Source organism: Pseudoalteromonas sp. SWYJZ12 (assembly GCF_015864395.1).
Classification (GTDB): domain Bacteria; phylum Pseudomonadota; class Gammaproteobacteria; order Enterobacterales; family Alteromonadaceae; genus Pseudoalteromonas; species Pseudoalteromonas arctica.
Genome location: NZ_JADYXH010000006.1, coordinates 244,192 through 256,876 on the forward strand (window position 1 = coordinate 244,192; position 12,685 = coordinate 256,876).

A 12,685-nucleotide genomic window follows, 5' to 3' on the forward strand; every position below is an offset into this window, starting at 1 on the left:
TATGATCCCAGAAATTGGTTATTTTTCTTTAACGCTTGCCATGGTGCTAAGCGTTTTACTGTGTATTTTTCCTCTTTGGGGCGCGCATACCGGTAATCTTCGATTAATGCGTGCAGCTCCCTCTTTAGCAATTGGGCAATTCGCTTTTGTTTTAATCTCTTTTGCAGCACTTATTTACGCCAGTGTAACGGATGATTTTACCGTATCGTATGTGGCATATCATTCAAGTAGTACGCTACCTTGGTATTACAAAATCACCTCTACATGGGGCGGCCATGAAGGCGCTATTTTACTGTGGTTAGTAATGCAAGCTGGTTGGACTGCCGTTGTTGCTGCGCGTTCTAAATCACTCCCTTGGGTGCTACGTGCCCGAGTATTGGGCGTACTTGGTTTTTTAGGTGTAGGTTTTATGATGTACACCTTACTACTTTCAAGCCCGTTTGAGCGCCTACTTCCTTATTTCCCGGTAGAAGGGCGTGATTTAAATCCGTTGCTTCAAGATCCGGGCATGATTATTCACCCGCCATTACTGTACATGGGTTATGTAGGGCTATCAGTTGCTTTCTCTTTTGCTATTGCTGCGCTATTAACTGGCAAGCTTGATAACACGTGGGCTAAATGGTCACGTCCGTGGACAATGACTGCGTGGGGCTTTTTAACACTAGGTATTACAATTGGTAGCTGGTGGGCATACTCAGAACTTGGCTGGGGTGGCTGGTGGTTTTGGGATCCAGTAGAAAACGCATCATTAATGCCATGGCTTGTTGCAACAGCATTACTGCACTCGTTAAGCGTAACCGAAAAACGTGGTGTGTTTAAATCGTGGACCGTATTACTTGCTATAGCAGCATTTTCATTGAGCTTATTAGGCACATTTATTGTGCGCTCGGGTATTATTGTATCGGTACATGCTTTTGCAACAGACCCTGATAGAGGCTTATTTATACTCGCCTTTTTAGGCATAGTTGTAGGTGGTGGCTTAGCGTTATATGCACTGCGTGTATCGCAAGTACATAGTGAAGGTCGATACAAGTTTGTATCACGCGAAGTGGCGTTATGGCTCAATAATATATTTTTAGTAGTTGCTACATTAATCGTATTGCTGGGTACTTTATTACCTATGGTTCATAAAGAAATGGGCTTGGGCAGTATTTCTATTGGCGAACCGTTTTTTAATAAGATGTTTGCAATAATTTTAGTGCCGTTTGCTATTTTGATGGGGATAGGGCCATTTTTACGCTGGAAGCAAAATAAATGGGCTTTCTTACAAAACAAAATATTAATGGGCGTATTAGCCAGTGTAGTGATTACCTGTGCTTGGTTGTTTTCAAGTTACGATTTAGTAAAACCACTTACGCTACTAGCCACTACGCTTGCGGTTTGGATTGCAATATCAACTGGGATCGACATTTACACTAAATCTGCTGTGCATGGCACCTTAAAAGAAGGTTTAAAACGCTTAGGTGTAAGTTACTGGGCTATGGTGCTTGGGCATATTGGTATTTCGTTTGTTATTGCAGGTGTAACGCTTACATCGGCGTATTCAGTTGAGCGTGACGTATCGATGAAACAAGGCGACACAGTTCAGCTTAATGAGTATGAATACCGCTTTGATGGTGTTAAAACTATTCGCGGGCCGAACTACAGTGGTCATGCGGGTGTTGTATCGGTGCTTAAAAACAATGAGCTAGTAACACGCTTACATGCCGAAAAACGTAAGTATGATATTGGTATGCAGTTTATGACTGAGGCGGCCATAGATGCAGGCTTTACACGTGATTTATACTTAGCGTTAGGTGAGCAGTTGAGCCAAGGTGCATGGTCACTTCGCATTTATCATAAACCGTTTGTTCGTTGGATGTGGATTGGTGGTGTGCTTATTTCCCTAGCTGGATTTATGATTTTATTTGATAAACGCTACCGCACATCAGCTAAAACAGCGCGTAGAGCTGCATCGGAGAATGTTTTATGAACCGTAAAATTTTAGCTATTGCGCCGCTTTTAGTATTTGCTTTTGTATGTGTATTTTTATACCAAGGCCTTTTTGCTAATCCTCGTGAAATTCAAACGGGTCGGTTAGGTCAAGAAATGCCAGCATTTAATTTACCTGATTTAATGCAAGACAATAAGCCGTGGACTAACGAGTCTTTAAAAGGCGAAGTTTACTTACTAAATGTATGGGGTACTTGGTGCCCAACATGTTTAGTTGAACTTGGTTATTTAACTAAGTTACGTGAGCAAGGCGTTAAAATTATTGGGCTTTATTACGTACAAGGTTACGACGCCGACTTTGATGGCCCTTTTGATATGCAATCACTTCGCACCGAAGTGAGCGATATGCTGCAACGTGCGGGTGACCCATATCAATTTAATATCTTGGATTTACATCGTACTTTGTCGTTGGATTTAGGTGTTTCGGGTGCGCCTGAAACATTTTTAGTCGATAAAAACGGCACTATTTTGTTGCATCACACGGGCGATATAAACCCGCGAGTATGGCGAGCTAAATTTGCGCCAATTATGCAGGAGCTTAAATAATGAAATGGTTACTACTTACGCTTAGCCTTTTTGTAAGCATCAGTGCGTTTGCAGAGCAAGATCGCTATCAATTTGATAACAACAAACAAGCGATATTGTTTGAAGAGCTAACTAAAGAGCTGCGCTGTCCTAAGTGTCAAAATCAAAACATTGCGGACTCTGACGCTGTTGTTGCTAAAGACTTGCGCGATAAAGTGCTCGTATTGGTTAAAGAAGGTAAGAGCAAAGACGAAGTGATTGATTACATGATTGACCGCTTTGGCTATTTTGTTCATTACGACCCACCAGTTACACCAGCTACTTTAGTACTTTGGGTATTACCTGTATTAATTGTCATAGTCGGCTTTGGTTTTATTGTTATTCGCCAGCGAAAAGCATCAGTAAAACAAACGTGGAGCAGTGACGACGAAATGCTGTTAGCGAAGCTAATTGAACAAAATAAACGTCAGGAGCAAAGTTAAATGATTTTAATGTGGGCTTGTTTTGCTTTACTCACACTGGTTGCTCTTGGGTTTGTGATGTTGCCTTTTTTAAAAAAAGAGCGCGTTCAAACAATTACTCATAACGCCAACGCTGAGCTAATTAGCATTTATGAGCAGCGTTTAGTTGATTTACAAACCGATTTAGACAATCAGCGTATTGATACCGTAAATCATGCAGAATCAATTATTGAATTAAAACGCCGTTTATTGAATGAGTTATCACCAGAAAAATCACTAAACAGCAAAGGTAATAATCGTATTTTTGCTTTAACTGGTGGCGCATTTGTTCTTGCTCTAACAGGTGTTTTTTATGGTTTAACGGGTAGTCAGCAGCAAATTTCGGCTTGGCATGATGCAATGGATAATTTAGCTAATTACGGCGAGCGTGCTGTAATGCAAAAAGGTGAGCCGCTTAGCCAAAATGAGCTGCAGGCTTTTGCATTGGCACTTCGTACAAAGCTTAGCCGCTCAGGTGATGACGAAGTCGCTTGGATGCTACTTGGACGAGTTGCTATGTCGCTTAATGAATTTGACATGGCGCAGCAGTCATTTGATAAAGCACTACGTATGAATCCTGATAATATGCAGGTACTTATTAGTTATAGCCAAGTTTTATTACTAGAAGGCAGCGAAGCTAATATGACTCGTGCGGCAGGTATGCTCTCAAAAGTACTAAAAGTTGAGCCTACCAATTTAGATGCAATTTCGTTATTAGCACTCATTGCTTATGAACGTAAAGATTGGCCTCAAGCCAAAGCTGCATTTGAAGTTTTACTTGCGAGTATGGAAAAAAATGATTCTCGTTATAGCATGATCTCTGAGCGTATCGCTGATATAGAGAAGCAAATGCAAACGGAAGGCTCTGTTATGCCAGTTACTACTACAACGGGTGCTATTGCAGTTACAGTCGACATTGCAAAAGAGCTTATAGATAAACAGCCAAAAGACGGTATCTTGTTTATATTTGCAAAAGCAGCAAGTGGTTCGCCAATGCCATTAGCTGCTGTTAAACTCGCTAAATATTCATTTCCAATTACAGTTGAGTTGAGTGATAGTAGTGCAATGGTTGCAGGGCTTAACTTATCTAGTGCAGAAAATATTATTATTTCGGCGCGTATTTCTATAGATGACTCGGTTATGCCAAGTTCTGGTGAGCTAGAAGGTCATTCAGAGTCGTTAAAGCGTGAAAGTGTAAGTGACTACCAACTTCAAATTGATACATTAATACCTTAAGGACGTTAGATGTTAAAACACAGTTTTACTTTTTTATGTTTATTGATACTAGCCGGGTGTGCTCAAGTACCACAAAGCAAAGTAGATGACAGAGATCCGCTGCAAAGTATTAATCGTCCGTTATACGACTTTAATATGGATGTACTGGATGCTTATTTATTGCGCCCAGTTGCTGTAGGTTATGTTGAAGTAACGCCTGTACCGGTAAGAAACGGTATTGTTAATTTTACAGGTAATATTACAGCACCTGTCGATATGATTAATGCCGGTTTGCAAGGTAAGCCGGGTAATGCAAGTGTGAGCTTAGCGCGTTTTTTAGTTAACTCTACGGTTGGTATTTTTGGTATTTTTGATGTTGCTAGCTCATTAGGTCTTGAAATAGTCGATGAAGACTTTGGACAAACGTTAGGTGTATGGGGCGTGGGTGATGGCGCTTATTTAATGCTACCTGGCATGGGTCCTACAACAGCACGTAACCTGACCGGTGATGTAGTCGACAACTTTGTATTGCCTGAAGTTGCGCTAACGACTCCACAAACTATTCTAGTGTTTGTTTTAAAAGCAGTTGAGGCGCGTGCATCATTAATCCCACAAGAAGGGTTATTAAATGATTCACTTGATCCGTACTTATTTGTAAAAGATATTTACTTTCAGCGTCAAATTTATGAGCTGTACGATGGCAACCCACCTATAAAAGAAGAGCCAGCTGATTTTGATGAAGACTTTTTAGAAAGTTTATAATTGAAAAGCCACTCACAAAAACGCCAGCTAAATGCTGGCGTTTTTATTTGCTGTTTATATATTTAACCTGAACTCTGGATAATAAACCTATCTCAAGCAGTTATTTTCAGCGCTAACTACGTTGAATTTACTTGCAATAGGCTAACTATTGACGCGTAAGTTCGCCTTGTTTTCACTGAAAATCTCTGGCTAGAGAAAAATAAATTTAAATATCATTATGATTTAATATATTAGTAAATATCTTAACCAGAGTTCAGGTAGTTTATTTTTCGTTCACTACTAACTGCATTTGTTCATTAACCCAAGCTAGCGCTTCATGATAAGCATCGGGAACTTTTTCACCTAGATTTAGCTCTTTCGTTAGCTCGTTTGCAGCTGACCAGTTTGCTTGTTCGTAGTATTTAACTAAGTTTAAATATTTTGCTAGCAAGCCTTCATCGTTTAATAGCGCTGCTTTTATATCATTAGAAAGTGGAAGCTTTTTCATGACGCTTTCCATACTCTCATCTAAAATAGCATCCATTAGCGACATCATACCGGTTAAAAATGCCATGCCGGTATCTTTAAACTGCCCATGGGATATAGCGAGCAATTCAGCAAATCGAGCGCGCGTAAGCGATAGCCTAATTAGCTCTACAGGTTTGTCTGCTGATACTTGTGCTGCAAACAGCAGTGACAATAGCTTTTTAATTTCATTGGCGCCAAGCACTATAAGAGCTTGCTTAATGGTACTTATTTCTGCGCGTCTTGCAAATGCGGCAGAATTTGAATACCTAAGTAATTTATAAGATAGGTTTACATCACGTTCAAACACATCAGTGATTTTCTTAAGATCCATATCAACACTTGATGTTTCGTAAAGTAATTCAGCTAATGCCATTTCTGATGGTGGTAGAGCCTTACTTTGTACCATTTCAGGTTTTGAGAAGAAAAATCCTTGGAAATAATCAAACCCAAGCTCTAAAGCTTGTTGGTAAATTTCATAGGTTTCTACTTTTTCGGCAAGTAACTTAATATGTGAGTGCGGTTTTAAATCGTTTAGAACCGTTTTTATTGTATCTATATCGGATGCTAAAAAGTCTATTTTAATAATATCAATAAATGGGTAAAAATGACGCCATACAGGTTGATGAATATAGTCATCAAGAGCAATAGTGTAACCTTTATCTTTTAAATCTTTAACGATAGCTAATAAACGCTTACCAGGCTGGATAGTTTCAAGTATTTCTACAACTATAGTGTCTTTACCTAGTAGTGTAGGGTAACCCTTTGATAGTGTTTCTAGGGTGAAGTTTATATAGGCAGGTTTATTGTCGGTTAAATCTTCTAAACCAAAATTAAACTGGCTACCCTCTATAAGTCGTGTTGTTGCTTCGTCACCATCTATATCGGGAAATACGTTATCAACGCCATCACGAAATAAAAGCTCATAACCGATAAGTTTTTTATCTCTGTCTAAAATTGGTTGGCGTGCAGCGTAAAAATACATAAATAGTTCCGTAAGATTAATGTAATTAGTTATTGTAATAATATATGGCAAAAGACTCAAAATAGCATTACGTATATTTGCTAGATTAATAAATTATCATTATAAATTAAGGTGTTTCTTCTATTTAATTTATTATATTTTACCAATTCGCTTTAAAATTATTCAACATGAGTATTTTTGTATCAGCTGGAAGCAACAAGTTGGAGATTTTATTGTTAGGCATGATATAGTCAGCGAGAATGGTTTTTATCCTAATAGTGTCTTTATTATAATATTTTAAGAGTCAATATTCGGATCAAGAGCCTGTTATTAATAATTATGCGGAGGCTAATTTGGAAACAGGAATGATTATTTCACTAGCATTATATTTTGTTGTAATGTTAGGTATCGGACTATATGCATATAAGCAATCTACTGGCGATGTATCAGGTTACATGTTAGGTGGACGAAATCTATCACCAAGTGTTGCTGCACTATCTGCAGGTGCATCTGACATGAGTGGCTGGATTTTAATGGGCCTACCTGGTGCGATGTTTGTTACTGGTTTTAGTAGTACATGGATAGCAATTGGTTTGGTGATTGGTGCTTGGTTAAATTACCTGTTAGTTGCACCTAGATTACGTGTGTACACTGAAAAAGCAAATGACTCTATAACAATCCCAGATTACTTCTCAAATCGCTTCAATGATAAGTCAAACTTATTACGTGTTGTATCTGCTGTTGTGATTATAGTCTTCTTTACTCTTTACACGTCATCTGGTGTTGTAGCCGGCGGAAAATTGTTTGAAAGCTCATTTGGTCTAAGTTATGAAGTGGGTTTATACATTACAACGGGTGTTGTTGTTTTATACACTTTGTTTGGTGGTTTTTTAGCGGTTAGCTTAACTGATTTCGTGCAAGGTTGTATCATGTTCATCGCACTGATTCTAGTGCCTACTGTTGCATACTCTTTACTTGAACAACCTCTGGAATCTACTTTACATAGTGTAAATCCAGATATGCTTAACTGGATTGGAGCAGGCTCTGCATTAGGTATTATTTCTGCAATGGCATGGGGTTTAGGTTATTTTGGTCAACCACATATCATCGTTCGTTTTATGTCGGTACGTAGTGTTAAGGATATGCCTAAAGCTCGCCGTATTGGTATGACATGGATGATTGTTGCTGCCCTTGGTGCTGTTGGTACTGGTATATTTGGTGCTGCTTATACTTATGAAAATAATATTGTAGTTGAAGATCCTGAAACGATTTTCCTAATTCTTTCTGAGTTATTGTTTCACCCACTTATTGCTGGCTTTTTACTAGCTGCAATTTTGGCTGCTATCATGAGTACTATCTCATCGCAATTGCTAGTAAGCTCAAGTTCATTGACTGAAGATTTATATAAAACATTTTTACGTAAAGATGCTAGCGACTTTGAATTAGTTACTGTTGGTCGAATTAGCGTTGCATTTGTTGCTCTGTTTGCAATTTATTTAGCGTACGATAGAGATAGCTCTATTTTAGACCTAGTAAGTAATGCATGGGCAGGCTTTGGTGCTGCTTTTGGACCACTTGTATTGTTTAGCCTTTATTGGAAACGTATGAATTTTGCTGGCGCCTTATCTGGTATGTTAGTAGGTGCGTTTACAGTGCTTGTTTGGATTTATGGTCCGTTTACTATTAATGGTGAAAGTTTAAGTAGCTTTATGTATGAAATAGTACCTGGCTTTATTTTAGCGAGTATCGCAATTGTTGTTGTTAGCTTAGTAACAAAAGAGCCAGAGCAAAACATCACTGCTTTATTTGATGAAGTAGAAAAAGAGCTTTAAATAGCAATTACTATTCATTTTAAAATGAGTAGTAAGTAATACCAATCCGCAATAATACTTAATCATTTTGCGGTGCTAAACGTGTTGCTACCGGCGTTAAAAAATTATCATTTAGAACAACTAAATATCAAATTTTTTGCCTAGCTATCAACACGTTTTTCCACCCTCAAAATAGATCACTTAATTAAGCGAATTGGTATAATAAAAAAGGGAGCAACTAAGTTGCTCCCTTTTTTATTTAGTTTGTCCCGTCCGAGGAGAGGACAATCTACGAGTTAACTTGCTTTTTTATCGTTGTTATCTTCAATTGATGCAACGTTATCTGACTTTTTACTTTTTGCTGGCGCTTTGGTAACAACTGGATCTTTGCCGCCCTTTAATATGGTCATAAAGTCATCTTTGCTTTTCGCTATTTCTAAAGCAAGTGATTCAATTTGTTGCTCACTAAGCGGTACGTCTACCTTTTCTAGCATTAGCTCAAGTGATTCTGCTATATCGAGCATCTTGTCATAAGCATCAGCTTCTTTTTTGGTAGTAAACGTCATACGCTCGACTCCGTTTCGTTCTACAACATATTTAACAACAACAGCCATGATTTCTCCTGCAAAATTGCTTGGCACCGTGGTTTGTAAAAACCATTAGATTACTGTTTTTATGTACAGTAATGGTTTGGGCGTAAATTTGCAAGCGCGAAGTATTAATTTTTAGGTGTCTTAAATTTGACAAAAAACGGTAACTTTACTTTAGTTAAGCAATCACTTTGTTGTACCAGCTGCATTTTCAGGATTTCGGATCATAGTGATAATGCGTTTAGGTACACTTTAAGTGATGAGCTTTTCAGCTCCTTACTTTTTGGTTTTCCTGAGCAACATTCAAAATTAAGAAAAGAAGAATAGGGACAAGTTTGATGAAAACGTTAAAAAATTTATTCATAATAAGCTTATTATGCTTACTACCTGCAACTACCGTATATGCACAACTATCGGAAGTAACTAAGCAAATGCCTCAAGTTGAGACAATTAGTATAAATAATGCTGATGCAGATATGCTTGCTAAGCTACCGGGTATAGGTAAGAAAAAAGCGCAGGCAATTGTGGATTACCGTGAAGAAAACGGCGAATTTAAAAGCGTTAGTGATTTATCGCAAGTTAAAGGAATTGGTAAAAAACTATTAGCCAAATTAGAGGGGAAAATTTCACTTTAATAGCAGTAGATAACAATCAGGGCGCTATGCGCCCTGATTAAATTGTTTTAATGCATCGCTTAAGTGTTTTTTAGCAAAGTTGATTTCAATAGGTGTTGTTAAAAGTGGGTAGCAAAGTCCGCCGAGTATCAAAAACGGGATTAATATCCAACCTTTAAATGCCGTGAATATTAAAAATAGTGGACTTAGTAATATTAATTTAATAATACGCAGTAACACTTTATCAGTTGGCGATAACATACTTAAAGAAAGTGCTATTACGTCTTGGCGCTTGCGTACTTTTAGATGTTTAAGCTCATCTAATTGGCTTGAAAAAAATGTAAACATATCAAATCGACTTTTTAATTAATAAACGGCCAATAACTATAATAAATAGTGTTAGTGAGAAAGTCCCAAATATAATTTCCATCCAAGCAGGCATGCTCAAACCAACAAACTGCCAATCTATATTTCCACAATCCCCGGTCGCCTGAAAAAAGCTAGGTATCCATTCATGTAACGGCATAAACGACGGGAAGTTTGGTTCAAACTCACAGCTAAATGCAAAAGGGTCTGTGGTGGTTTGCATATCAATATGCTCGCGAGCAATTAAATATCCCCAAACACTCGATACACCCCAAATTACATACGCTAATATACGAACTGCTTTGCTCTGTGGTTTAGTCGAACCTACGATTCCTGCGCCTAATAGACCCAGTACGGCTGTACGTTGATATATGCACATTATGCAAGGCGCCAATCCCATTTGGTATTGAAAGAAAAGGGCGGTCACTTCAAGTAAAAAAACGATAGCTGTAAATAAAAGCCACGGGGTACGTTGGGTGGGTAATTGCGCAAGCCAGTTCATAAAAATTCCGCGTTTAAATAAGACGTTAGATTATGACCTAGGATAATGTATGCGGCAACAAAAAGGAAAAAAAAGCTACCGAAGTCGCTTTTTATAAGATGAAATTATTGATCACTCAATGCAGCCTCAGCAGAGGCTACATGACGCTCTACTTAGTTCCCATTGATACATAAGCTTAGTTATATCGCTTACTTATACAACATTGGTACATTGCCTAATCAATTCTTTAAAGTTGCGGTTAGAACACTCTGTTGCATAGGTGTTCCTTTTTAATGTACTTATGTGTTTTAAGTTGATTCAGTTAGGTATGGTGTAAATAAAATATCAATAATTACAATGTACCTACAATGAATATTGCTCTGTATATTTATACATTGTAGCGATATTAGAGAAATCTAAATTTTATTATTTATTAATCTTTAATTTCTACTCATTTGCTTATTAATATACCTGACTTTACTTGTTAGTTATGCTTCGTCTGGTACAATCAGTCAGTTATTCGTGTAAAACGATGAGTGTTGATTAATTCGAGTGGGAACTGGATGAGAATTTTTAAAGCGAAAAGCCCAGCAGGATTTGCTGAAGAATATATAGTTGAATCTATTTGGAACGGCGATTTCCCTCCAGGTTCAATTCTACCTGCTGAGCGAGAACTTTCAGAGTTAATTGGTGTAACAAGAACGACCTTGAGAGAAGTATTACAGCGTTTAGCACGTGATGGTTGGTTAACAATTCAGCATGGTAAACCAACAAAAGTAAATAACTTTTGGGAGACGTCTGGCTTAAATATTCTTGAAACACTAGCGCGCTTAGATGAAGACAAGATGCCAGAGCTGACAGATCAGCTTTTATCTGCACGTACTAATATTAGTGCTATTTATACACGTGCTGCAATTAAGTTAAATCCTGAACGTGTAATTGAAATTTTATCACAAAGTCATGAGCTAGAAGATACTGCGCAGGCATTTGCTGACTACGATTACAAAGTTCATCACGAATTAGCCGTTGCGGGTAATAACCGTATTTATGTATTAATACTCAACGGTTTTAGAGGTTTTTATTCAAAGATTGGTTGTCATTACTTCTCTGATGCCGGAACTCGTGAACTTGCTCGTCAGTTTTATAAAGATTTAACAATCTTGGCAGAAAATAAAGAGCACGATGGTGCTATTTCGATGATGCGTAAATACGGTCATCAAACAGGTGAGATTTGGCAAAAAATCCGAGGTGATATGCCCTCAGATATAATGGATTAAATCTAAACGAGAAACCTGCATTTGCAGGTTTTTTTGTACCTGTAAAAATTAATACCACATTATATGAATTTTTAAACAATTTAATGTATTAACCTTTCTTCAGTAACGTCAAAAGTTCTATCTAATTACAACGCAATTTACACTTCAAAATAGACCTATTATTCAAGCAGATTAATGCAAGTTGTAAGTGTTCGTTATTTTCGATTGCTCACATCGTTAAATGCGATTGTTCTTTTGTAGTGAATAACTTTAAAATGACAGTTAATTATATGTGTGCGCTATTGGTTTTTAATTTTTAGCGCCCATATAAGTACCAGCATTGCGAAAGCAATTGAAAACAAACTCAAAATATTTGGAGAATAAAATGGGTGTATTAGTAGGCCGCCAGGCACCAGACTTTACCGCTGCAGCTGTTCTTGGTAACGGTGAAATTGTAGATAGCTATAACCTTCATGAAACAATTAAAGGTAAAAAAGCAGTTATCTTCTTTTACCCACTAGATTTCACGTTTGTATGTCCTTCTGAACTTATTGCATTTGATAAGCGTTTTGAAGAGTTTCAAAAGCGTGGCGTAGAAGTAATTGGTGTTTCTATCGATTCACAATTCTCACATAACGCATGGCGTAACACTGCTGTTGCAGACGGCGGTATTGGTAAAGTTCAATACGCACTAGTTGCAGATGTTAAACACGAAATTTGTAAAGCGTATGACGTTGAACATCCAGAAGCGGGTGTTGCATTTCGTGGTTCATTCTTAATCGACGAAGAAGGCAATGTACGTCACCAAGTAGTGAACGATTTACCACTAGGTCGTAACATCGACGAAATGCTTCGCATGGTTGACGCGCTAGCGTTCCACACTGAACACGGTGAAGTATGTCCTGCTGGTTGGACTGAAGGTAAAAAAGGTATGGACGCAAGCCCTGAAGGCGTTGCTAAGTTCTTATCTGAAAACGAAGGCGAGCTATAATTTAGCCCTTAGTTTTAAATAAAAAAACCGCCAATTGGCTAACACCGATCAGTTAAGGTATTTTTGATCGGTTGACCGATCTTTTGGTTGCTTCACAATACCCTTATCATCTTT

At 37.9% G+C, this 12,685-nt stretch carries 13 protein-coding genes; 9 read left to right on the forward strand and 4 right to left on the reverse strand.

The window, feature by feature from the left end; translation table 11 throughout:
• The first annotated feature begins 1 nt into the window (after position 1).
• From I6F42_RS10255 to I6F42_RS10275, 5 genes are read left to right on the forward strand one after another with little or no spacing between them, the layout of a single operon-like run.
• A complete protein-coding gene (locus I6F42_RS10255; protein WP_024589932.1) occupies positions 2-1,972 on the forward strand; it encodes a heme lyase CcmF/NrfE family subunit in 1,971 nt (656 codons plus the stop codon).
• Positions 1,969-2,538 carry a redoxin family protein gene (locus I6F42_RS10260; protein ID WP_007585852.1) on the forward strand — a complete coding sequence of 190 codons (570 nt, stop codon included), beginning with the start codon at positions 1,969-1,971 and terminating at the stop codon, positions 2,536-2,538. The genes I6F42_RS10255 and I6F42_RS10260 overlap by 4 nt, the downstream gene beginning before the upstream one ends.
• Complete coding sequence (locus tag I6F42_RS10265; RefSeq protein ID WP_007585854.1) at positions 2,538-2,999, forward strand: cytochrome c-type biogenesis protein; 462 nt, start codon at positions 2,538-2,540, stop codon at positions 2,997-2,999. The genes I6F42_RS10260 and I6F42_RS10265 overlap by 1 nt, the downstream gene beginning before the upstream one ends.
• A complete protein-coding gene (gene ccmI / locus I6F42_RS10270) occupies positions 3,000-4,253 on the forward strand; it encodes a c-type cytochrome biogenesis protein CcmI (RefSeq protein WP_197152044.1) in 1,254 nt (417 codons plus the stop codon).
• Between the two features lie 9 nt (positions 4,254-4,262).
• Positions 4,263-4,994: a VacJ family lipoprotein gene (locus tag I6F42_RS10275; RefSeq protein WP_007585858.1), complete on the forward strand. Its 732-nt coding sequence runs from the start codon at positions 4,263-4,265 to the stop codon at positions 4,992-4,994.
• Positions 4,995-5,256: 262 nt separating this feature from the next.
• On the opposite strand, the gene I6F42_RS10280 is transcribed toward I6F42_RS10275, so the two are convergent.
• Positions 5,257-6,483, reverse strand: a complete 1,227-nt coding sequence (locus tag I6F42_RS10280) for an EAL and HDOD domain-containing protein (protein ID WP_007584100.1) — start codon at positions 6,481-6,483, stop codon at positions 5,257-5,259.
• A gap of 332 nt (positions 6,484-6,815) precedes the next feature.
• Between I6F42_RS10280 and putP the strand changes: the two genes are divergently transcribed.
• Positions 6,816-8,294, forward strand: a complete 1,479-nt coding sequence (gene putP / locus I6F42_RS10285; RefSeq protein WP_101217622.1) for a sodium/proline symporter PutP — start codon at positions 6,816-6,818, stop codon at positions 8,292-8,294.
• Between the two features lie 275 nt (positions 8,295-8,569).
• Here putP and I6F42_RS10290 read toward each other — a convergent pair whose 3' ends face one another.
• The gene (locus I6F42_RS10290; RefSeq protein ID WP_007584105.1) at positions 8,570-8,887 is read right to left on the reverse strand and encodes a YebG family protein; all 318 of its coding nucleotides are present in this window, start codon (positions 8,885-8,887) and stop codon (positions 8,570-8,572) included.
• 314 nt (positions 8,888-9,201) lie between these two features.
• On the opposite strand from I6F42_RS10290, the gene I6F42_RS10295 reads away from it, so the two are divergent.
• Positions 9,202-9,498, forward strand: coding sequence for a helix-hairpin-helix domain-containing protein (locus I6F42_RS10295; protein WP_024589927.1), 297 nt, complete (start codon positions 9,202-9,204; stop codon positions 9,496-9,498).
• A 24-nt stretch (positions 9,499-9,522) separates the two neighbouring features.
• Here I6F42_RS10295 and I6F42_RS10300 read toward each other — a convergent pair whose 3' ends face one another.
• Complete coding sequence (locus I6F42_RS10300; protein ID WP_197152046.1) at positions 9,523-9,825, reverse strand: DUF6170 family protein; 303 nt, start codon at positions 9,823-9,825, stop codon at positions 9,523-9,525.
• 1 nt (position 9,826) lies between these two features.
• Positions 9,827-10,345, reverse strand: a complete 519-nt coding sequence (gene dsbB / locus I6F42_RS10305) for a disulfide bond formation protein DsbB (protein WP_197152048.1) — start codon at positions 10,343-10,345, stop codon at positions 9,827-9,829.
• A gap of 542 nt (positions 10,346-10,887) precedes the next feature.
• Here dsbB and fadR point away from each other — a divergent pair.
• Together fadR and I6F42_RS10315 are read left to right on the forward strand one after the other, a co-directional pair.
• Complete coding sequence (fadR, locus tag I6F42_RS10310; protein WP_004335692.1) at positions 10,888-11,601, forward strand: fatty acid metabolism transcriptional regulator FadR; 714 nt, start codon at positions 10,888-10,890, stop codon at positions 11,599-11,601.
• A gap of 364 nt (positions 11,602-11,965) precedes the next feature.
• On the forward strand, positions 11,966-12,571 hold the full coding sequence (locus I6F42_RS10315) for a peroxiredoxin (protein WP_007378637.1): 606 nt from the start codon (positions 11,966-11,968) through the stop codon (positions 12,569-12,571).
• Positions 12,572-12,685 lie beyond the last annotated feature (114 nt).

Coding starts and splice junctions, on each gene's coding strand:
- I6F42_RS10255 (WP_024589932.1), top strand. CDS start 2: ATGATCCCAGAAATTGGTTATTTTTCTTTAACGCTTGCCATGGTGCTA.
- I6F42_RS10260 (WP_007585852.1), top strand. CDS start 1,969: ATGAACCGTAAAATTTTAGCTATTGCGCCGCTTTTAGTATTTGCTTTT.
- I6F42_RS10265 (WP_007585854.1), top strand. CDS start 2,538: ATGAAATGGTTACTACTTACGCTTAGCCTTTTTGTAAGCATCAGTGCG.
- ccmI (WP_197152044.1), top strand. CDS start 3,000: ATGATTTTAATGTGGGCTTGTTTTGCTTTACTCACACTGGTTGCTCTT.
- I6F42_RS10275 (WP_007585858.1), top strand. CDS start 4,263: ATGTTAAAACACAGTTTTACTTTTTTATGTTTATTGATACTAGCCGGG.
- I6F42_RS10280 (WP_007584100.1), bottom strand. CDS start 6,483: ATGTATTTTTACGCTGCACGCCAACCAATTTTAGACAGAGATAAAAAA.
- I6F42_RS10290 (WP_007584105.1), bottom strand. CDS start 8,887: ATGGCTGTTGTTGTTAAATATGTTGTAGAACGAAACGGAGTCGAGCGT.
- I6F42_RS10295 (WP_024589927.1), top strand. CDS start 9,202: ATGAAAACGTTAAAAAATTTATTCATAATAAGCTTATTATGCTTACTA.
- I6F42_RS10300 (WP_197152046.1), bottom strand. CDS start 9,825: ATGTTTACATTTTTTTCAAGCCAATTAGATGAGCTTAAACATCTAAAA.
- dsbB (WP_197152048.1), bottom strand. CDS start 10,345: ATGAACTGGCTTGCGCAATTACCCACCCAACGTACCCCGTGGCTTTTA.
- fadR (WP_004335692.1), top strand. CDS start 10,888: ATGAGAATTTTTAAAGCGAAAAGCCCAGCAGGATTTGCTGAAGAATAT.
- I6F42_RS10315 (WP_007378637.1), top strand. CDS start 11,966: ATGGGTGTATTAGTAGGCCGCCAGGCACCAGACTTTACCGCTGCAGCT.